This window comes from Paenibacillus sp. CFBP13512 (genome assembly GCF_005233705.1).
Classification (GTDB): Bacteria; Bacillota; Bacilli; order Paenibacillales; family Paenibacillaceae; genus Saccharibacillus; species Saccharibacillus nuruki.
This window is the reverse complement of sequence record NZ_QGAD01000008.1, coordinates 157,132-178,393: the sequence shown is the minus strand read 5'-3', so window position 1 is coordinate 178,393 and position 21,262 is coordinate 157,132. Positions and strand designations below refer to the sequence as shown.

The 21,262-nt window shown below is 39.7% G+C and carries 16 protein-coding genes; 11 read left to right on the top strand and 5 right to left on the bottom strand.

All coding sequences use genetic code 11. The features are described 5' to 3' along the window. The first annotated feature begins 1 nt into the window (after position 1). On the top strand, positions 2–259 hold the full coding sequence (locus PaeCFBP13512_RS13630) for a hypothetical protein (protein ID WP_069326231.1): 258 nt from the start codon (positions 2–4) through the stop codon (positions 257–259). A gap of 68 nt (positions 260–327) precedes the next feature. Here PaeCFBP13512_RS13630 and PaeCFBP13512_RS13625 read toward each other — a convergent pair whose 3' ends face one another. From PaeCFBP13512_RS13625 to hemQ, 3 genes are all read right to left on the bottom strand, one after another. Beyond that, on the bottom strand, positions 328–2,349 hold the full coding sequence (locus PaeCFBP13512_RS13625; RefSeq protein WP_069326232.1) for a methyl-accepting chemotaxis protein: 2,022 nt from the start codon (positions 2,347–2,349) through the stop codon (positions 328–330). 286 nt (positions 2,350–2,635) lie between these two features. Then, positions 2,636–4,654: a methyl-accepting chemotaxis protein gene (locus PaeCFBP13512_RS13620; protein ID WP_137223747.1), complete on the bottom strand. Its 2,019-nt coding sequence runs from the start codon at positions 4,652–4,654 to the stop codon at positions 2,636–2,638. Between the two features lie 279 nt (positions 4,655–4,933). After that, on the bottom strand, positions 4,934–5,683 hold the full coding sequence (gene hemQ, locus PaeCFBP13512_RS13615) for a hydrogen peroxide-dependent heme synthase (protein ID WP_137223745.1): 750 nt from the start codon (positions 5,681–5,683) through the stop codon (positions 4,934–4,936). Positions 5,684–6,002: 319 nt separating this feature from the next. Between hemQ and PaeCFBP13512_RS13610 the strand changes: the two genes are divergently transcribed. The 4 genes from PaeCFBP13512_RS13610 (at position 6,003) to uvrC (ending at position 11,319) form a co-directional block, all read left to right on the top strand. Then, entirely contained in the window at positions 6,003–7,565 is a 1,563-nt protein-coding gene (locus PaeCFBP13512_RS13610; protein WP_069326235.1) for a helicase DnaB, read from the top strand. A gap of 29 nt (positions 7,566–7,594) precedes the next feature. Continuing rightward, positions 7,595–8,557 carry a primosomal protein DnaI gene (gene dnaI, locus PaeCFBP13512_RS13605; RefSeq protein ID WP_137223743.1) on the top strand — a complete coding sequence of 321 codons (963 nt, stop codon included), beginning with the start codon at positions 7,595–7,597 and terminating at the stop codon, positions 8,555–8,557. Positions 8,558–8,705: 148 nt separating this feature from the next. After that, positions 8,706–9,059: a thioredoxin gene (gene trxA / locus PaeCFBP13512_RS13600; RefSeq protein WP_273594606.1), complete on the top strand. Its 354-nt coding sequence runs from the start codon at positions 8,706–8,708 to the stop codon at positions 9,057–9,059. A 193-nt stretch (positions 9,060–9,252) separates the two neighbouring features. Then, the gene (uvrC, locus tag PaeCFBP13512_RS13595) at positions 9,253–11,319 is read left to right on the top strand and encodes an excinuclease ABC subunit UvrC (protein WP_137223741.1); all 2,067 of its coding nucleotides are present in this window, start codon (positions 9,253–9,255) and stop codon (positions 11,317–11,319) included. A gap of 82 nt (positions 11,320–11,401) precedes the next feature. On the opposite strand, the gene PaeCFBP13512_RS13590 is transcribed toward uvrC, so the two are convergent. Further along, on the bottom strand, positions 11,402–13,201 hold the full coding sequence (locus PaeCFBP13512_RS13590; RefSeq protein ID WP_069326239.1) for a CPBP family glutamic-type intramembrane protease: 1,800 nt from the start codon (positions 13,199–13,201) through the stop codon (positions 11,402–11,404). Positions 13,202–13,434: 233 nt separating this feature from the next. Here PaeCFBP13512_RS13590 and PaeCFBP13512_RS13585 point away from each other — a divergent pair, with 233 nt between their 5' ends. After that, positions 13,435–14,775: a TrkH family potassium uptake protein gene (locus PaeCFBP13512_RS13585; RefSeq protein WP_241669373.1), complete on the top strand. Its 1,341-nt coding sequence runs from the start codon at positions 13,435–13,437 to the stop codon at positions 14,773–14,775. Between the two features lie 10 nt (positions 14,776–14,785). On the opposite strand, the gene PaeCFBP13512_RS13580 is transcribed toward PaeCFBP13512_RS13585, so the two are convergent. Beyond that, complete coding sequence (locus PaeCFBP13512_RS13580; RefSeq protein ID WP_069326241.1) at positions 14,786–15,703, bottom strand: LysR family transcriptional regulator; 918 nt, start codon at positions 15,701–15,703, stop codon at positions 14,786–14,788. 277 nt (positions 15,704–15,980) lie between these two features. On the opposite strand from PaeCFBP13512_RS13580, the gene PaeCFBP13512_RS13575 reads away from it, so the two are divergent. From PaeCFBP13512_RS13575 to PaeCFBP13512_RS13555, 5 genes are all read left to right on the top strand, one after another. Further along, positions 15,981–16,649 (top strand): succinate dehydrogenase cytochrome b558 subunit, encoded by a 669-nt coding sequence (locus tag PaeCFBP13512_RS13575; protein WP_069326242.1) that lies wholly within the window; start codon positions 15,981–15,983, stop codon positions 16,647–16,649. A 200-nt stretch (positions 16,650–16,849) separates the two neighbouring features. Next, on the top strand, positions 16,850–18,592 hold the full coding sequence (gene sdhA, locus PaeCFBP13512_RS13570) for a succinate dehydrogenase flavoprotein subunit (RefSeq protein WP_069326243.1): 1,743 nt from the start codon (positions 16,850–16,852) through the stop codon (positions 18,590–18,592). Positions 18,593–18,645: 53 nt separating this feature from the next. After that, positions 18,646–19,434, top strand: a complete 789-nt coding sequence (gene sdhB, locus PaeCFBP13512_RS13565) for a succinate dehydrogenase iron-sulfur subunit (RefSeq protein ID WP_069326244.1) — start codon at positions 18,646–18,648, stop codon at positions 19,432–19,434. Between the two features lie 119 nt (positions 19,435–19,553). Beyond that, positions 19,554–20,351, top strand: a complete 798-nt coding sequence (locus tag PaeCFBP13512_RS13560) for an aminoglycoside N(3)-acetyltransferase (RefSeq protein WP_069326245.1) — start codon at positions 19,554–19,556, stop codon at positions 20,349–20,351. Positions 20,352–20,416: 65 nt separating this feature from the next. Continuing rightward, positions 20,417–21,193, top strand: a complete 777-nt coding sequence (locus PaeCFBP13512_RS13555; protein WP_161594271.1) for a DUF3891 family protein — start codon at positions 20,417–20,419, stop codon at positions 21,191–21,193. The last annotated feature ends 69 nt before the right edge of the window (positions 21,194–21,262 follow it).

Sequence of the window (21,262 nt, the reverse complement as noted above, 5' to 3'; positions counted from 1 at the left end):
GATGCGTCATTGTAGCGTTCAGGTACGTGGGCTTCTTACGCGTGAAGAGCTGGATCGTTATAACGGATTAATAGAAGTAGGTGGATTTTTGGAAGAGCAGGGTCGTTATGATCTTGCTTATCCTGTTCAAAAAGAAATCGATATTCTAATCTTACCAGCGATCGAACGTTTGAAAGACAAAAGCCGTGCACGAGATCGTGATGATCAGGAATATATGGCATCATTAGAACGTGATCAGGATTTGTCTGAAGAAGTCTGATTTGAAATGCTAACTAAAAAGCGAGGTTCCTGTTGAGGAACCTCGCTTTTTTTGTTTTTTTATCTAACTTATTGATTTGAAGTTGGTGCTGAAGAAGATGGAGTAGAATCGCTTTCAATTTTGAATTGTCCCACTTCTTTTAATAAGTGATTCGCACTTTCAGACAGATTTTTGGATGCAGTAGAGATACTTGCAATCGATTGAGTCTGTTCGATAGTGGATGAAGCAGCTTCTTCGGTAGCAGCTGCACTTTCTTCGGATACCGCAGCAAGCCCTGTAATAACATCGGATACTTGATTTGCGCTTGATTTGAGAGAAGTCACGCCATCAGATACATGACCGATTTGAGAAATAATATCGTCTACAGAATAACGAATGTGTTCAAATGAATCTTTCGTTTCATTTACCGATTGTTGTTGTTGAACGGTAGTATCACGGAATGAAGAAAGTTCCAACGAGCTTTGTTTACCTGCTTCATTTAACTGAATCAATAGCGCATCAATATCCGAAGCCGAGTGAGAAGCTTGTTCTGCTAGCTTACGCACTTCACTTGCAACAACTGCAAATCCTGCTCCATGTTCACCTGCACGTGCCGCTTCAATCGCTGCATTGAGGGATAATAGATTAGTCTGGTTACTGATTTCACGGATAACATTCGTGATTTGTGCGATTTCGTCTAATTTTTTCAATAGAATGGTGTTCGATGCTTCTACCCGTTGTGTCGATTCTTGTCCTGCTTGAGCAAGTGCAGTCTGTTGTGAAATCGCTTGTGTTCCCCGTTGCATCGCTTCGTTCACTTGTGTGATCATATGAGCCGCTTGATCAGCACTTGCAGCTACTTTTTCAAGTGATCCGGTCATATCCATAACCATCTCAGCACCTGATTGGATCGATTCTGCTTGATCTCCTGCTCCACGAGCAATTTCTTCAATAACAGTAGAAATTTGTCCGGCGATATCGCCCGAGTTAGAAGCATTATTGTACATTTCATCAGAAGCTTTATTCACGCTTACCGCAGATTGCGCAACGGTCTGAATTAAGTTACGAAGAGCGGCAGACATGGTATTAAAAGCAGTTCCTAACTGTGCAATTTCGTCTTTGCCTTTAATTGCTACAACAACTGTCAAATCACCTTCAGCCAACTGCTGTGCACTTTTCTTAAGCAAGATAATAGGTTTAACCATCCGAACCGCTACCCAGAAAGCAAGTAAAGCAAATAATAAAGTAAGGGCGATAATCACGATTGTGTATTGATTGCGTAATTGAGTATATTCAGCAAAAGCTAATTTTTTGGAAGTGGATGAAGCAACAACCCAATTGATTCCTGGAATTTTTTCATAATATAGTAATTGAGGATCACCTTGATAAGTATATTCAACACTACCTGAATTTTGACTAAGCAATGTATTGGCGATACCGCTATAATCCGGTTGATCTTTCAATTGCTTGTTTACAAATGATTCATCGGGATGAGACATTACATTACCATTAGGATCGATCAAAAATGTGAAGCCGTTATTTGTTTTGAGTGTATTGATATAACTGGTGATTGTAGATAACAAGATATCTTCCGCAATAACACCAGCAAAGTTACCTTGAGGATCTTTTAGAGGAGCGCCAATAAATATAGCTTTGTACGTTTTGGTACCGGCATCTTCATAAGGAGCACTGATAAATAGTTTGTTAGCTTTTTTGGTTTCTTGATACCATGGTCTTGTTCTAGCATCGTAACCTTCAGGAGCTACCCAATCGCTACCATCTAGAAAAGTACCATCTTCTAACGAGAAATAAATATCAGAGATTGTTTTGGCATTGCTTTCATCTTTAAAGACTTGTAGATGTTTTAATGTAATTTGATCTAAAGGAACAGTAGTATTAATCACAGAAGCTAATGTTTCGACTACTTTACTATTGGTATTAATCCAACCATTGATCTGGGTTACCCCTTGAGTTACTGTTTTCTTTACATCTGCATCTACAGATTGAGTTGCTTGTTTTTTGATGATATACAGTGCAGACCAGCCCACAGGAACAGCAATAAGAATCGCAGTGGCTATAACAAGCAAAATCAATTTTACCTTTAAAGTCATACATACTCCTCTTTTCTCTACGTATATAAAAATAATGAACGAATATGAATACCGTCTAGTTGCTTGTTATTTATATCGTCATTCCAACTGCATTTAGTTATCTTTTCCGACAAATTTCTGCCCATATTTGCTATTTTTGTCACATAAATGATTCTTTATACCTAATAATTAATGATTCAATTTTAAAATGGATAAAAATGGTGGTAAAGTAAAGAGTGCATGAATTTACATATAATAAAAGAGCCAAGTTCATTAATAGAACTTGGCTCTTGATTGAACACTATATTTACTTGTTATGGATTGGAGAAGAAGTAGAGGATGAGTCATCGGTTTCGATTTTGAATTGTCCAATTTCTTGTAATAGATGATTAGCACTTTCAGATAAGTGTTTGGATGAAGTAGAGATACTTGCAATCGACTGAGTCTGATCCAAAGTAGAAGAAGCTGCTTGTTCTGTAGAAGCTGCACTTTGCTCCGATACAGCTGCAAGCCCTGTAATGACATCAGATACTTGATTAGCACTATATTTAAGCGTCGTAACCCCTTCAGACACATGACCTATACGAGCAATAATCCCATCGACCGATTGGCGAATATGTTCAAATGAATATTTAGTTTCATCGACAGACTGTTGCTGTTGAGTCGTTGTAGTACGGAATGAAGACAATTCTAATGAACTTTGTTTGCCTGCTTCATTTAACTGAATCAATAGGTTATCGATATCCGAAGCCGAGTGAGAAGCTTGTTCTGCTAGCTTGCGTACTTCGCTTGCCACAACAGCAAACCCTTTGCCATGTTCCCCTGCACGAGCTGCTTCAATCGCTGCATTCAGAGAAAGTAGATTCGTTTGGCTACTGATCGCTCGAATGACATTTGTGATCTGAGCAATTTCATCTAATTTCTGAATTAAGATACTATTGGAATGTTCGACACGCTCGGTTGAAGCTTGTCCTGCTTGTGAAAGCATCGTCTGTTGCGCTATCGCTTGGGTGCCTCGATCCATCGCTTCGTTGACTTCTTTAATCATATGAGCCGCTTGATTAGCACTTGCCGCTACCGTTTCCAGTGAATCGGTCATCGTCATCACCATTTCAGCACCGGATTGAATCGATTCAGCTTGCTCAACAGCACCTCGAGCAATTTCTTCAATAACGGTAGAAATTTGTCCGGCAATATCGCCTGAATTTGAAGCATTATTATACATTTCATGAGAAGCAGTATTAACTCCATGAGCCGATTGCGACACCGTTTGAATCAAATGACGAAGCGCTGTAGACATTGTATTAAACGCAATAGCGAGTTCTGCAACTTCATCTTTTCCTTTGACTGGAACATGTACAGTAAGATCGCCTTCTGCTAATTGTTGAGCACTTTTTTTCAGTCCAATAATCGGTTTGACGATTCGAACTGCTACCCAGAATGCAAAGGCTACAAATAATAAGGTCAATGCAATAATAGCAATCGTATATTGATTTCGTAATTGTGTATATTCAGCAAAAGCTAATTGTTTGGAGGTAGAAGAAGCAACGATCCAGTTGGTACCCGGAATTTTACTGTAATACAATAATTGAGGCTCGCCTTTATAATTGTATTCGGTACTGCCTGACGGTTGACTGATTAATGTATCGGCAATAGCACTATAGTCGGCTTGTTCTTTAAGAGGTTTATTGATAAAAGTAGCATCAGGATGAGACATTACATTCCCATGTTGATCGAGTAAAAACGCAAATCCACCACTGACTTTAATATTGTTAATATAATCGGTAATTGTTGAAAGTAAAATATCTTCAGATAATACGCCAGCAAATGTACCTTGATTGTTGGTTAAAGGAACAGCAATCGAAATGGCATAATCATCGGTAGTGGCATCAAGGTAAGGGTCACTGATAGACAAAGTATTGGTTTCTTTGGCTTTTTGATACCATGGACGTTGTCTTGCATCATAACCAGCGTCAGGAATCCATTCACTTCCATCTAGGAAAGTGCCATCTTCCAGTCCAAAATAAACATCAGATATACTCCCTGCATTAGAAGGGTCTTGATATACTTGCAGATGCTTTAAAGTGATCTGATTGATAGGAACCGTTTTGTTGATTACAGAACCCAAAGTTTCGATCACTTTGCTATTGGTATTGATCCAACCATTCACCTGAGTAACTGCTTGGGATACTGTATTTTGAAGCGTAGCATTGATCGATTTGGTGGATTCATTTTTGATAATATACAGCGCTGACCATCCAATCGGAACAGCGATTAGAATCGCAGTAGCCATTACTAACAAGATCAATTTTACTTTTAACGTCATAAGTATCCCTCTTTTCTATACGTATATAAAATGACTTTCTTGGATAAATTTGATTTGTAATTGTTCCTTATATCGTCAGTTGATCTGCATTTATGTATATTTTTCGACACGAAAATCTGTGATTAAGGATTTTTCATTTGTTTTTTAAGCCTTGAGCACTAAAAAATAGGTATATATTCTAAAAATGCTCAAATAAAAAACCTCTTTACTATCCATAAAGATAGCAAAAAGGTTTTTTAATTCTACACGTATTTATTTTGTGATGTAGACTGAATTATTTTAAAGTTTGAGCATTTCTTCGAATTTAGCGGTGTCTAGCATACTACCGACATAGAAAGAACCAAATTCTCCAAAACGAGCACTTGCTTCATCAAAGCGCATTTCGTATACTAGTTTTTTGAATTGAAGTGCATCGTCAGCGAATAACGTTACGCCCCATTCCCAATCATCCAATCCAACGGAACCCGTAATGATTTGCTTCACTTTACCTGCATAACTACGTCCGATCAATCCATGACTACGGATCATTTCACGACGCTCATCCATCGGAAGCATATACCAGTTGTCTCCTAGATTACGCGTTTTGTTCATCGGATAGAAACAGATATAACGAGAATCAGGTAGAGCTGGCTTCAAGCGAGCCAGAATATGTGGATTCTCCATCGGATCGCCTTCCACATGACTAGCCATATAGCTGCTAAGTTCTACAATACTTACATACGAATATGATTTCTTCGTAAAGCTAGCGAAAGTGGTTTTGTTAAATTCATTTTCTATCGCATTTAAATCTTCTAACGTTTCACGTAGATGCATCATCATAAAGTCAGCTTTTTGTCCAACAACAGTATAAATAACCGTACTCCCACTGCCATCGTTGCTGACAGCTTGCCAATCATGAATCAATGCATTTAACTCGTCGATTGCACCGGCACGTTCTTCATCATCTGCTGCTTTCCAAGCATGCCAATCAATAGTGCGAAAATCATGTAATGCATACCAGCCTTCAAGCGTTTCTACTGCTTCATTCATAAAATCACTCCTATATATTAGTGGAATCCGTTTTTAGGTCATATCGTGCTTACACATCTTGATCTATTGTAACCGAAGGAGTCGATACAGAGCAATTGACTTCACAGTCTGTTCATGGTTACTTCATCATTATGTTTATTTCAATCGATCATTGTATAAAATATATTCATTTCTAGCGTAATGGCGCAAAAGGATGATTGTTATGGAGATCGAGGGTGTTTATGTTCCAAATTCACCTTTCTTTTCAGCATTGAAATTTCAAGATTTGTGTTAGAATAGAATTCCGCATGCACAGGAGCAAAAAGAGAGGGGGCGGATCATGCGCATTAAGAATCTACTTCATTTTACTGAAAATCATCGATATTGCGTATACCGCGAATTCGGTATAGGTGCGCTGGATGAACGGATGCTCAGTCTGGTTTATCAACCGTTAACAGGGGCTTTTGCGATTAGTGTGTATCGATTATTGTGTGAACATGTCGAAGCACAGCAAGTCGGTTATTCGCCTATAGAACAACAGCGTCGTTTATTTTTAACTTTAGGGCTTGAACCGGGGGAACATGGACGTAAATTTTTGGTCGAACAGACTTCTTTATTAGAAGCTGTAGGGTTATTACAGACCAATCGAGTATACTTTCCCGATCAGGATGATTATATATATGAATATGAATTACAACAGCCGCTATCACCAAGTGAGTTTTTCCGCACACAACATTTAACATTGTTATTACGGGACAAAATCGGCAAATTCGCTGTGTTGTCTTTACGGGAACGCTTTTTAGCTAAAGAGCCTGATGGCTGGGGTGATAGTACAGTTCAGAAAGAAAATATTTCACAACCGTTTTATGATATTTTTGAATTAAATACGCATGTGATCGATTATGAATTAGAACAGGCGTTAACTGAAGTGAGTGCACAACAGCGTAGCAGTCAGCCGAAGCTAAGTGAAGATGATCTGATTAACTATGCAGATATTATTCGTTATTTCCCGCGTGGTTCTCGTAACCGTATATATGTAGAAAAATTACGCTTTCTTCCAGAGCAGATGAATGTACTGAGTTATATTGCTTATAAATATCGTTTGGATATTCAAGATATTTGCCGGATGTTAGATGAAGATGGTGTTTTTGATGCCAAAGGTGAGCTGGCTGAAGATGAGATTCAGCGCCGTGCTAATCTGCAATTCCGTCAAGGGAAAAAGCGTCAAGAAGAACGCCAGATTCACGAAGCTAAAGTGATCTCATTACGAGAAGAGAAAAAAGAAGAATCTCAAGATTTACCTGTAGAATATGCAGTCGAAATGGAGTATTATCTGGAAGTACCGCGTCAATTTACAAGCAAATGCGATATTCATCAATATAATACAATTCTACGCAATGAACCATATACGCGCGTTCTGGAAATGTTCTATCCCGGTAGCGTGCCTAATAGTGTGAATGATATATTCGAACATGTCGATATTAATTATAAATTGTCTGAAGAAGTGGTTAATGTACTGATCCATTATTTATTGGCAATCAAAATGTCTCAACCCGGGGAACGCTTAAGTAGTAAATTTGTCGATTGGGTCGTGACGAATATGCTTAATCAACAAGTCGATACGTATGAAAAAGCGGTTCGTTATGTAAGAGAACAGAATAAGCTAGATCTCAAAATCAGTGATCAAGCGAAATCACAAGCCAAAGGTGGAACCGCTGGCGGTAATAAACGTACCAATACACGAACATACAATCGAGCGCCTAATGCCAAACCGGAGATTCCGATTGTCAAAAGTGCGCGTGAAGGTTCAAGTATCGTGTCTGATGAAGAAATTGCAGAAGCGATGCGGTTAGCTGAACAAATGCAATCTGGACAAGATCGTGTCCAAAAGACCAATAGCTGAGTGAATGTAAAAGGAAGGGGCAAACTGCCATGGAATCCCTCGGTGATCTGTTACGGCAGATGAAAAGTCCGCGCTTTCGGGAAGAGTCACAAAAGATTGCCGCGCGTCTACTCAGTGATCCGCTTGTGCTGGAACTAAGAGCAGAGCATCCAGAGCTTACCGATCAGGAACTCATGACGAACCTTAGTAAGCTGTATCAATATGTAGGCGACCGTGGTCATTGTGATAACTGCCCGGGATTGGATAACTGTCCCAATGATTTTCAAGGACATTACACCAAATTAAGTGTAGAGCCTTCAGAGTCGGGACCCAAGTTATACGATCGCAAAACACCTTGTCATAAACAATTAACACGACAACATGAGCAACAGGTCAAACAGCGTATTCATAGCTTCTATATTGATGAACGCGCGCTGAATGAAGGGTATAATCCCAAAGAAATTGTTGCTAAAGATTCGAATCGTGTACCTGCTGTGGTACAGATTTTTCAATATATTAGTGAAACCAAGCAAAATGGATTATCGCCACATGGCTTATATTTAGAAGGTGGATTTGGAACAGGTAAAACATTTTTGGCTTCGTATCTGTTACATGAATTAGCCAAAGTGGGTCATACCGGTGTTATTGTGTATATGCCTGACTTTGTAGAAGACTTGAAGTCAATGTTCCAGGATAATAATCGGATGAAAGAAACGATGGATATTATGAAGCATACCGATCTGTTGATTTTTGATGATATTGGAGCTGAAAATCTAAGTTCATGGGTACGGGATCATGTATTGGGTTCGATTCTAAATTATCGAATGAATCGCAAACCTACTTTTTACACGTCTAATTATTCATTAGCTGATCTGCAAAAGCATTTGAGTTTTACGAATAAAGATGGTGAAGAGTTCTACAAAGGGGAACGTTTGATGAACCGAATTAGTCCTTTTGTAAAAGTGATTCGGGTTGAAGGTGAAAACAAACGGGGCGGAATGAGCAATAGCTAGTATGCCTATTTCGTTATTTATGATACAATACTTACTAATTGAAAGATAATTATGAATAAATCGTAACATCTGTTTCGGAATGACCAATGTTGTGTTATAATAAAAGAGTCAGCAATGACAATACTTGTTTAATGTTTAAATAATATTAATTCAAAATAAAAGTTACTCAAGGAGGATATTTCACATGGCTATCGTTAATGTATCTGATCAATCTTTCACAAACGAAGTTGAAGGACAAGGAACAGTATTGGTGGATTTCTGGGCACCATGGTGTGGACCTTGTAAAATGCTTGCTCCAATCTTGGACGAGTTATCTACAGAAGTAGGCGACAGTGTTAAAATCGCTAAAGTAAACGTAGATGAGAACCCTGAAACAGCTTCACGTTTTGGTGTTATGAGTATTCCTACAATGATCTTCTTCAAAGACGGTCAACCTGTAGATAAAGTAGTAGGTTTGAATTCTAAAGATGCTCTTAAATCTATTCTTGCAAAACACCAATAATTAGTAATTCCATATACACGTAAATCCTGCCGATTTACTCATCAAGAGTCTTTATCATAAGTCATATGAATTACCAATAGACATAAGTGAGTGTATACGACTAGCTTATGTAAAACCTCCGGTCATGCACCGGGGGTTTTTTAGTTGTATAATTAGGGTACATTTGTTCTATATCGTTAGAAAGGAGAGATTTATGGACTCTCATATGGATCTTATTCAAGAGCAAGAACAAGCGATGATCAATATTCGTAACAAACTAGCATTGTTGCCCGATCTGTCGGGTTGTTATTTAATGAAAAACCGTGAAGGTACAATTATTTATGTAGGAAAAGCGAAAGTACTCAAAAATCGAGTTCGCTCTTATTTTACAGGAAGTCACGATGGTAAAACGCAACGTCTTGTTGCTGATATTCGTGATTTTGAATATATTGTGACTGGAAGCAATATGGAAGCACTTATTTTAGAATGTAATCTGATCAAAACGCATCAGCCTAAATACAATGTACTGCTCAAAGATGATAAAACTTTTCCATATATCAAAATTACCAATGAGGCGCATCCACGTCTGGAAGTCACGCGACGTATTTTAAAAGATAAAGCCAAATATTTTGGACCGTATCCTAATGCGTTTGCAGCACAACAGACCAAAAAATTGTTAGACCGTATGTATCCGTTGCGTAAATGCAAAGCGATGCCTAAAGAAGTCTGCTTGTATTATCATATGGGGCAATGTCTGGCACCTTGTGAGTTCGAAGTGCCTCAACAATCCTATGATGAGATTAAGCAAGAAATCAGCAAGTTTTTGAGTGGTGGTCATGAAGAGATCAAAAAAGAGTTGCAACGTAAAATGGAAGAAGCCGCTGAAGATTTGTATTTTGAGCGTGCTAAAGAATTGCGTGATCAGATCATTAATATCGACGCTCTGATGGAAAAACAAAAAATCACGATGGCAGATGCCAAAGATCGTGATGTATTTGGTTTTGCTGTCGATAAAGGCTGGATGTGTGTACAGATTCTGTATATGCGTCAAGGTAAAATGATTGAACGTCATGCTTCTGTGTTCCCTTTCTATGGAGAGCCGTATAATGACTTTATGTCTTATGTGACTCAGTATTATAGCGAAAATCCAGCGATGCCACAGGAGATTATGTTGCCTGTTGAAGAAGTGATTGTGGATGAAGAAAATGATGTTCAGGATGAAGCTGTAGATCATGCAGAACAAGCAGGATTGGATGATAGCGAGCAAGCGACCTCAGAAGTAATGAGTGACCGTGTAGCAGAAGAAGGAACCGCTTATGCTGTTCACACGACAGAACAGTCTGTAGAGCAAGCAGAAGCTGCTAATGCTTCTGAAGCAGCACTTGGTAATGAACAACAGGATGCACAAGCAGAAAGTGGCGAACAAGCTGATCCTTCAAGCAGTGCAGCCGCTCTCCAACAATGGCTAGGAGTTAAAGTATTGATCCCTCGTCGTGGACTCAAAAAGCAGATGACGACGATGGCACAAGATAATGCTAGAGTGTCTCTGGACGAAAAATTCCGCTTAATTGAACGTGATGAAGAACGTACGTCCAAAGCCGCAGGTAATCTAGGACAAGCGATTGGTCTAGAAAGTTTGGAACGTATTGAAGCATTCGATAACTCGAATATTCAAGGAACCAATCCGGTATCTGCGATGGTTGTATTTATAGATGGTAAGCCTGCTCGTAAAGAATACCGTAAATACAAAGTACGTACCGTTGAAGGTTCAGATGATTACGGAACCATGCGTGAAGTGATTCGCCGTCGCTACGAACGTGTGGTAAAAGAAAATCTACCGATGCCTGATCTAATCGTTGTCGATGGTGGTAAAGGACAAATTTCAGCGGCAACCGATGTATTGGAAAATGAGCTAGGTCTATTTATTCCAGTCTGTGGATTGGTCAAAGATTCTAAGCACCGTACCTCTCAATTGATGGTGGGCGATCCAGCAGAACCGGTGAACTTAGCAAGAGATAGTCAAGAATTTTATCTATTGCAACGGATTCAAGATGAAGTCCATCGCTTTGCGATTACATTCCACCGTGAACAACGGGGCAAATCGATGATTACTTCGCAATTGGACAGTATCCCAGGAATCGGAGACAAACGTCGTAAGTTGTTACTGAAGCACTTTGGTTCACTCAAAAAAATCAGAGAAGCCAGTGTAGACGATTTCCGCCAGTTGGGTATCGGGGACAAATTAGCGAAGCAGATTTTGGATGCTTTAAAAGAAGAATAAATGCACCAACAATATCAATACAATGATTATAATAGCTCCCTACAATCAACAAAATATAGATAAAAAAAGAGTAGCCTAATGGCTACTCTTTTGGTTTATTGTCATGTTCAGACGGTGGAACTGGATTAGAATACTGTTGAAATTGTTGCGGATGATCTGGATACTGCTGCTGTCCTTGTGTAGGATCATAATACACTTGAGGGATAGGTGCAGGCGGTACATAAGGTGGATAAGCATTTTCGACACCTTTATTTTTGGTAAAAGTATAGATGATGATAGCCACAATAGCGGGTAAAACAATATAGAATGCACCGAGTAAGATATTGACGATTCCACCCATACTAATCAGACTGAGCGACATCAATATACTATCAAATATAACGTGTGCAAATACGGCTGCAATAAAACCATATCGTAAGAAGATAAAGCTAAACAATAAACCGATAAATAGTAACTCGATCGGACGTGAATATATTGGATAGATTGGATATAACGTATGTCCAAGCGCCCAGATCATCGTCGTGATAAAGCAAGCCACAAATGTATTGCGTAACAGTTTCTTCAACATGCCAATTCCGAATAGACGGTAGACCGCTTCTTCGCCAATCCCTGCCATCCATGCTAATAATGGGAATAAGGCTGGATAGATCATATTATAAGGCGAACTCGTATCATCGGTAGCAGAATAGACACCTAGCGCATTTTCTAAGATTAAATAAATAATGGATTGTACACCTAGTAAAATAAGTGCATACAAGTAACCTACAGCTACGCTATGCAATACATATTTACCATAACCGATTTCTTTGGAACGTGGCCAGATATTGATTCCTCGTTCTCTCCATAATCCATCTCCACCTACAAAAGAGAAGTAGAGTAAAACTGCCATCAATATATTTAATATTAATTGTAGACCAATAATCACATAAGAAACGATTTTGTTGGATTCACCTAAAGTAATATCTACTAAAATAGGCCACATATTCACAACGCTAAATATAGAAATTGCACAATAGATTACACTTAGCACAATACCCCGTTTAAATGAAGTATGTCTGCGTTTGAGTGCGCCGAATACAATCGCGAGTACACCGAGTACAAGAGTGAACAATCCATAACCCAAAGCTGTTAACCAGCCAGCTAAAGCAGTCTGTTCTTTTACATAAGCCGTATACGTATCCGGTGGAGTCAATACCGGTTGGAAGGAACGAATTTGTCCATATTCATAGGTGAACTTGAGTTGTAATTGACTATCACCTAATTTGCCATCTGCGGCAGTATACAGTAAATCTTGCTCATTACCTTTAGTCTGTAATGTTAATTGTCCTGCATCAAATCCTAGTGCTTTTAAAATAGGTTGTGCTTGTTCTTGCTTTTCAGCCAGTGTAACGGATTCATCTTTTTCCGTAGTTGCCGTAGGATCTAGACTGAACGGTTGTGATGCTCCTGTCTGGTTGTCATACATAGAAAAAGCAACCACTTTACCGGTATTCATATGTACATCAATATCAAGTGCATCTCCAGTACCCACATCTGGATAATGAACACGGAATACATCATAAGGAGCTACTTTTTCTAACTTCTTCATATACGTCTGTGTTAATTTTTCTTTGGCTACATAACCGCTTAATTCAGCATTCGTATGATACGTTACTGAAGGGGCGGGAAGATCAGGTAATACCAATGTGTCACTGGCAAACGCTCTAGCGCTTTCGATCGCTTTTTCCTGACTGATGATATTCACTTGTTGCACTTCTAACGTATCTGAAGCAGTGGAAGGGAATACTTGTAAAAGCAAAAATAATACCAGTCCGACAGCAGCGAGTACACTGAGAATTTTGTAATTCGGTTTGAGCTGTACGGGTTGTCCGGTGGGGTTCATGAATGTCCTCCTTCAATTTTAAAAACACCTAGTTAGCATAGAGAAAGATATTTTGGTGTAGACAAATTCTTTATACTTAAGCTATTCGCATGTATACTACTAAATGCTAGTGTAACGTAATCTTTTTTTGATTGCAAAACGCTATAGCCGTCTGTCTTCAGAGCCACTATAATCAGAAGCAGTGAACAGATTGGAATAAGTCATATTTAGAGAATAGAGAGGTTGAATAGATTTTGAAAAATGTTTTTGCAATAAAAGTTTGGACACCACCTCGTATTCTCGCTTTAGGCTATGCTATCTGTATTTTATTAGGAACGTTTTTATTGATGTTACCTGTTGCGCATCAAGGTGGAGAAGGGTTGAGTTTTTTAAATGCCTTTTTTACAGCGACTTCAGCGACTTGTGTAACAGGTCTAGTCGTTGTGGATACAGGCACTTTTTTCTCGACCTTTGGTCAAGTGGTGATTATGTGTCTGATTCAAATCGGTGGACTCGGATTTATGACGATTGCTACATTATTTGCTTTGGTGTTTGGAAGACGTATTTCTTTACGAGAACGTCTGGTGTTGCAAGAAGCCATGAATCAAGGAGATATGGAAGGTATTGTTCGTTTAATAAAAAAAGTGATTTATTATTCATTTGCTATTGAATTGATTGCTGCATTTTTATTTACGCTACGCTTAATGGCAGATTTTCCGCTTGGACAAGCCATGTATTATGGTGCTTTTCATGCGGTATCGTTATTTAATAATGCAGGTTTTGATTTGTTCGGTCATTATAGTAGCTTTACCCGATATGTATCCGATCCAGCATTCAATATCATATCTATGGCTTTGATCGTATTGGGCGGACTCGGATTTGTTGTATTGTCTGATCTGATTGAATATCGCAAACATCGTAAATTATCAATACACTCCAAAGCTGTATTATGGATGACTTCTATTCTGCTTGTTGGAGGGTTTGTACTGGTTTTCATATTTGAATTTACGAACCTAAAAACGATTGGAAGCTTGAGTTGGGATAGTAAGATATGGGGTTCGTTATTTCAATCGGTCACCACAAGAACAGCAGGCGCGAATACGCTGGATCTAACTCAATTAAGACAAGCTACTTTATTCCTGACGATTATTCTGATGTTTATTGGAGGTTCGCCGGGTTCAACAGCCGGTGGTGTCAAAACAACAACGATTCTACTGATTGTTGGAGCAGTCATCAGTATGGTCAAAGGAAAAGAAGATGTGGTTCTATTTTATTTTCGAATCAACAAAGATCGGATCTATAAAGCATTAACGATTACAGTGTTTTCATTATCGTTAGTGATTGTGGCTACGATGGTTCTTACGATGACAGAAGCGACTGACTTTATGAGTGTTTTATTTGAAGCCACTTCTGCATTCGGTACGGTTGGATTGTCTCTTGGATTAACTCCCAATCTAAGTACGACTGGTAAATTAGTGATCTGTTTATTGATGTTTGCTGGACGGGTAGGCATGATTACACTGGTCTGGGCACTCGCTCCCAAACAAGACAAAGAACTATATCGCTATCCTGAAGGTAAGATTATGATTGGTTAAAAGGGCATATTTATTCATCTAAACGAATAGGATCATTTATCGTTTCAAATTGTTCTTTGGTATCAATAATCCATTGTCTGGCTGCTGAACCTAGATCAGAACTTTCACTATAAAGGAGACAGGTGGTGCGGCGTGTCTGCTCTAGTTCTGGAATATGAAGAGAGACCAGCTCATTGCCTGACAATAACTGTTTCCCAACATAGGATTTGGGCAATAATGCAGCAGCCATACAAATAGGCAATAAACGTACAATCGCTTCAAAAGAATCAATTTCCATACGCAAGTCGGGCATCACTGTATACCGATGAAATACATCATCTATTAATTTACGATACCATGTGCCTTTTGAGAAAATAATCATAGCCAAACCTTGTAAATCCTGCATTGTAGTCTCTTGGTGATCTGCAAGCGGGTGATTGCTCGGGACGACTAATTCAAGATGATCATCAAATAAAGGAACGCAAGTAAGACCCGATTCATGGATCGAGGACGCTACAATACCGACATCTACTTTTTTATCACGGACGGCATTTACAATTTCATGCGTTTTGCCGGTAATTAATTTGAGCTCTGCATAAGGGTGTTTACGAGTAAAGCTACTAACAAGTGGTGGCAACGTCGTCTGTAAGGTCGTCAGACTGGCGCCAAAGGTCACTGTGGTCTGATCTTCAGACTTATAGCGGTTAAGGCTCTGCAAGAACTTGAGGTTCTGCTGACGCTGTTCTAATGCAAATGTATAGGTTAATCGTCCAATTGAAGTCAATTCAAGCCGCTTTCCATTACGATTGAACAATGAGACACCTAGATTTTCTTCTAATTTAGAAATTTTACGAGAAAGAGCAGGCTGAGATAAATTCAATAATTTGGAAGCCTGATTTAAGCTAGATTGTTCCACAACGACCGCAAATATATCAATATCTTCAAGCATCTGGAATTTCTCCTTTCCTCTTATGCGTTTTAGTTATAACAATTAATAATTATATTGCAATTCCATTATAAGTCAAAGTAGAGTAACATAAAAAGTGACACAAGTTGTTCACAGTCTTAGAGCATTGTGAACAGATTGTAAAGCTACGGAAGATGGGGACTTCCTACGCGGAGATTAACGAAGGTCCGAATCTCTCTCGTTGATCCACGTCTGGGACAGCATTAACCAATGACTGTCACTATGAAAACGCTCTTATTATGAAAGGGGAACGTCATTCATGAAAGGGTTTTACGCCAGAAGGTTACACTCACTGCTAGGGGTCATTCCGCTCGGAGCTTTTTTTATTGAGCATATGATTACCAATTTTTCTGCATATGAAGGCGGAAAAGAATCCTTTGATAAAAGTGTGGCATTTTTGAATAACTTGCCACTTGTATTGGTTTTGGAAAGTTTATTCATCTTTTTACCACTGATTTATCATGGAGTATACGGTCTTTATATCGCTTATCAAGCGAAGCCAAACAATGCGAATTACGGTTACGAACGTAACTGGCGCTATACACTTCAACGGATTACAGGTGTAATCACGTTTGTGTATATTGTATGGCATGTATTCGAGACTCGTTTCCAAGTTGCGCTCGGTAATGTCACTCATGAACAGCTCGGCGGAGTTATGTACAATATCGTGACCAACCCGGTAACCTTCGTTCTTTACACTATTGGTGTATTGGCAGCTTCGTTCCACTTTGCAAATGGTCTATGGTCTTTCCTTGTAAGCTGGGGAATTACAGTAGGACCGAGAGCACAACGTGTATCCTCATACGTGTGTATGACGCTTTTCGTTATTGTGTCAATTATGTTTATTCTATCTCTTGTTGCTTTCCGCAATATGGAGTTCGAAGATCCAACGGTTGCGCTACAAACGATTCGTCATTTTGTAGCATAAGCATATAGCAAGATCCGTGCGGCACTGTTCAATACAACAGTGGATGGCATAGCAGATGTCTCATTGATCAAAATGATGCACAGTACAGCTCGTAGTCGAACAGAGTTAAAGGAATGAACGGTGGCAAGTGAACCGTTCTGCTGTTCGTTTAAGGTAGATAGGATCTAAGGATCAGTAGGCTAAGGGGAGGGTAACTCGTTATGGCAACATCCAATATTATTGTCGTGGGCGGCGGTCTGGCTGGATTGATGTCTACTGTCAAAGCAGCAGAAGCAGGCGTTCATGTACATTTATTCTCATTGGTACCGGTCAAACGTTCACATTCCGTATGTGCGCAGGGCGGGATCAATGGAGCTGTAAATACAAAAGGTGAAGGCGATTCACCTTGGGTCCATTTTGATGACACTGTATATGGCGGTGACTTTCTAGCGAATCAGCCACCTGTCAAAGCAATGTGTGAAGCAGCACCTGGTATTATTCACTTGATGGATCGGATGGGCGTTATGTTCAACCGTACACCAGAAGGATTGCTTGATTTCCGTCGTTTTGGCGGAACGAAGTTTCACCGTACCGCTTATGCAGGTGCAACAACAGGTCAACAATTGTTGTATGCCCTTGATGAGCAAGTACGTCGCTGGGAAACCGCAGGTCTGGTAACCAAGCATGAGAACTGGGAATTCCTTTCCGCTGTATTGGATGATGAAGGCGCATGTCGTGGAATTTGTGCGCAAGATCTTCGCAATATGGAAGTGGTTACTTTTGCAGCTGATGCTGTTATTTTGGCAACAGGTGGCCCGGGTATTATTTTCGGTAAAACAACCAACTCGGTGATCAATACAGGAACAGCTGCAAGTGCTGTTTATCAACAAGGTGTACATTATGCGAACGGAGAATTTATTCAAATTCACCCAACAGCGATTCCGGGCGATGACAAATTGCGTCTGATGTCTGAATCTGCACGTGGTGAAGGTGGACGAATCTGGACGTATAAAGATGGTAAGCCGTGGTACTTCTTAGAAGAAAAATATCCATCCTATGGTAATCTCGTTCCCCGCGATATTGCAACACGTGAGATTTTCCAAGTGTGTGTGGATGAGAAATTGGGTATTAACGGTGAAAACATGGTATATCTGGATCTTTCTCATAAAGATCCAAAAGAACTGGATGTTAAATTAGGTGGAATTATCGAAATCTATGAGAAATTCATGGGCGATGATCCTCGTAAGATTCCGATGAAAATTTTCCCGGCAGTCCATTATTCCATGGGCGGTATGTGGGTAGATTATAATCAGATGACCAATATTCCAGGTCTATTCGCTGCTGGCGAATGCGAATACCAATATCATGGAGCAAATCGTCTAGGTGCTAACTCGTTAGTATCTGCGATTTACGGTGGTATGGTTGCAGGTCCAAAAGCAGTGGAATATATTAAAGGATTGAAAAAATCGGCTGCTGATATGCCAACAACGATGTACGATCAAGTTCGCAAACAGCAAGAAGATAAATATAATCACCTGATGAATATGCAAGGCAATGAAAATGCTTATGTTTTGCATAAAGAATTAGGCGAGTGGATGACTGATAATATGACAGTTGTTCGTTATAACGATAAGCTTCAAGCTACGATCAACAAGATCAAAGAGTTGAAGCAACGTTATACCAAAATCAATATGAATGATTCATCCAGTTGGAATAATCCTAGCGTAGCGTTTACCCGTCAATTGTGGAATATGCTTGAATTGTCTGAAGCAATGACACTTGGAGCATTAATGCGTGATGAGAGTCGTGGAGCTCACTATAAGCCTGAATTCCCAACACGTAATGATGAAGATTTCCTCAAAACGACGAAAGCGACATGGACACCAGATGGTCCACAGATTTCTTATGAAGATGTGGATGTATCCTTGATTCCACCGCGTATTCGTGATTATTCTAAAGATTAAGTCACCAAGACGGCATTCTCAAGTAAAGTGATTAATTTAAGGGGGCATTAGAAATGGCGGAAGTCTCAACACAGAGTCACCCAGCTAATGTAACGGCCAAAAAAAACGTCAAGTTTATTATTACCCGTCAGGATAAGCCGGATAGCCCATCATATACAGAAGAATTTGAATTACCTTATCGTCCAGGGATGAATGTTATCAGTGCGCTGATGGAGATTCAACGTAATCCTGTAGACAACACAGGTAAAGCAACAGCACCTGTTTGTTGGGAATCCAACTGTTTGGAAGAAGTATGTGGAGCTTGCTCGATGGTGATCAATGGTAAGCCACGCCAAGCATGTTCTGCTCTCGTTGATAAATTAGAGCAACCCGTTCATATCGCTCCAATGAAAACTTTCCCAGTGGTACGCGATCTTGTTATTGATCGTAGCCGTATGTTCGGCGCACTGAAAAAAGTAAAAGCATGGATTCCGATTGATGGTACGTATGATCTGGGTGCAGGACCACGTATGCCAGAGAAAAAACGTCAATGGGCATATGAATTGTCGAAATGTATGACTTGTGGCGTATGTCTGGAAGCTTGCCCGAATGTGAATGACAGAACAGACTTTATCGGCCCTGCGGCATTGTCTCAGGTTCGTCTGTTCAATGCTCATCCAACAGGTGAGATGAATAAAGAAGATCGTCTAGATGCATTGATGGAGCCGGGTGGTATTGAGGGATGCGGTAACTCGCAGAACTGTGTACGCTCTTGTCCAAAAGGTATTCCTTTGACAACTTCGATTGCTGAAATGAATAAAGACACATCCAAGCATATGTTCAAACGTTGGTTGGGTGTATAATAGTATAGTCGTATATACGATTATACCGGGTTGATAGTAAGCCACTAATCAGGCGGGTTCCGTGTAAAAGCGGAAACCCGCCTTTTATCTTGAGCCGGTGATCGATAGGAGTGATGTTGATGATCAGTGAAAGACCGATAAGTTATGATCAATTAGTCGATGAATTTAAAGCGTTAGGGATTACAGCAGGGATGAATATTCTGGTTCACTCTTCTTTGAAAAGTCTTGGAGGATGGATTCCCGGCAGTGCTGAAACCGTTATCTTAGCGTTAGAGGCTGTTTTGGGAGAGTCAGGTACATTAATTATGCCAACGCAGACTTCGCAATTAACCGATCCCAAAGGGTGGATGTATCCACCTGCTGAACAGCGTTGGTGGAATCTGATTCGTGACAGTATGCCGCCTTATGATCCTGATTTTACAGTGACGACAGGGATGGGTGTTATAGCGGAGACATTCCGTAAGCAAAAAGGAGTATATCGAAGTGCACATCCGCAAGTCTCTTTTGCAGCATGGGGCAAACATGCAGAAGAATGGATGAGCGATCACGATCTGGATTTTGGATTAGGAAGTCATTCTCCGTTGCAAGATTTATATAATGCAAATGGGTATATATTGATGTTGGGGACGACTTATCATACCAATACATCCATTCATTTAGCAGAATATTTTGCAGAATGGCATGGTAAAAAAGAGATTACGATGAAAGCACCAATGATGACGGATAACGGTAAACAGTGGGTGAAATTCAAAGATTTGAATTTTGACTCTGATGATTTCGATGAGATCGGAGCCGATTTTGAACAAGATTGCCCAGATTTATTCATTCAAGGCACGATTGCCAAAGCGCAAACGAAGTTGATTCAGCAGCGTGGACTGGTCGATTATGCCTCAGGATGGTTGGAAACGCATCGTTAAGGATAAATAATGAATAATAGAAGTTACATCCTATAGAAATGACTGATATCGAAAGGGGTATACTTATGATTTGGAGAGAGAATGAAGATGCTTTTATTATGATTCGTCAACATGATCATGCGAAGCTATCGGGAGAATTTGCTCGTCATTGGAAGCCTGAATATATTGAACAAGATGAACGCTGGGATGAAGTGCTTATTGGCTGTGAACAACATGATCGTGGTTGGATTCCATTAGATGAAATTCCACTATGGGATGATGCGAAGCAAGTTCCATTTTCGTTTATGCATTTTCCAGAACCGGCGAAGCTGGTTTTTTACAGATATGGAATTAACGAATTGGAAAATATGACTCCGTACGGAGGAATGCTTGCCAGTTATCATTATGCCGCGCTAGTCGGTCATTATGGTGAAGAAGATCCATTTGGGATCGCTTTTGTGCAAGAAGAGAAAGAGCGTCAGGAACGGATCAAAGCACAGTTGAATCCTAACGAAAAAGCACTCAAATTTCACCGATCGATCTTGGAATTATGCGATGATCTTTCACTCTATGTCTGCTTGAATGATCCTGGAGTGAGCAAAGAAAATGAGCAAGAATGGTGGAAAGAAGGATTTGAAGTCGGGAAAAAGTTCGCGTTCACTAACGATCAAGCGATTATGCCACGGTGGGTAGATGAGCATAGTATTAGCCTTGCTCCATTTCCATTTGAAGCTCCTTTTGAATTGGAATTGATCTATCGCAAAGTTAGCAAAACACATATTCAACAATCCGGTCTAGCACAAGCTTTTGCCGATGCTGACAAACAAACGTGGACGATTACATTTGTTCCTGCTGAATCGTAATTGATGATCTATTGCTAGGGGTATCTCTTAATGATGAAGAAAGGATATATATCTATTAAGAGATACATT

What these genes read in the sequence shown, in the direction of transcription:
- PaeCFBP13512_RS13630 (WP_069326231.1), top strand. Translation starts at nt 2, where the DNA reads ATGCGTCATTGTAGCGTTCAGGTACGTGGGCTTCTTACGCGTGAAGAG.
- sdhB (WP_069326244.1), top strand. Translation starts at nt 18,646, where the DNA reads ATGGCGGAAGTCTCAACACAGAGTCACCCAGCTAATGTAACGGCCAAA.
- hemQ (WP_137223745.1), bottom strand. Translation starts at nt 5,683, where the DNA reads ATGAATGAAGCAGTAGAAACGCTTGAAGGCTGGTATGCATTACATGAT.
- uvrC (WP_137223741.1), top strand. Translation starts at nt 9,253, where the DNA reads ATGGACTCTCATATGGATCTTATTCAAGAGCAAGAACAAGCGATGATC.
- dnaI (WP_137223743.1), top strand. Translation starts at nt 7,595, where the DNA reads ATGGAATCCCTCGGTGATCTGTTACGGCAGATGAAAAGTCCGCGCTTT.
- PaeCFBP13512_RS13620 (WP_137223747.1), bottom strand. Translation starts at nt 4,654, where the DNA reads ATGACGTTAAAAGTAAAATTGATCTTGTTAGTAATGGCTACTGCGATT.
- sdhA (WP_069326243.1), top strand. Translation starts at nt 16,850, where the DNA reads ATGGCAACATCCAATATTATTGTCGTGGGCGGCGGTCTGGCTGGATTG.
- PaeCFBP13512_RS13555 (WP_161594271.1), top strand. Translation starts at nt 20,417, where the DNA reads ATGATTTGGAGAGAGAATGAAGATGCTTTTATTATGATTCGTCAACAT.
- PaeCFBP13512_RS13560 (WP_069326245.1), top strand. Translation starts at nt 19,554, where the DNA reads ATGATCAGTGAAAGACCGATAAGTTATGATCAATTAGTCGATGAATTT.
- PaeCFBP13512_RS13575 (WP_069326242.1), top strand. Translation starts at nt 15,981, where the DNA reads ATGAAAGGGTTTTACGCCAGAAGGTTACACTCACTGCTAGGGGTCATT.
- PaeCFBP13512_RS13580 (WP_069326241.1), bottom strand. Translation starts at nt 15,703, where the DNA reads ATGCTTGAAGATATTGATATATTTGCGGTCGTTGTGGAACAATCTAGC.
- PaeCFBP13512_RS13610 (WP_069326235.1), top strand. Translation starts at nt 6,003, where the DNA reads ATGCGCATTAAGAATCTACTTCATTTTACTGAAAATCATCGATATTGC.
- PaeCFBP13512_RS13590 (WP_069326239.1), bottom strand. Translation starts at nt 13,201, where the DNA reads ATGAACCCCACCGGACAACCCGTACAGCTCAAACCGAATTACAAAATT.
- PaeCFBP13512_RS13625 (WP_069326232.1), bottom strand. Translation starts at nt 2,349, where the DNA reads ATGACTTTAAAGGTAAAATTGATTTTGCTTGTTATAGCCACTGCGATT.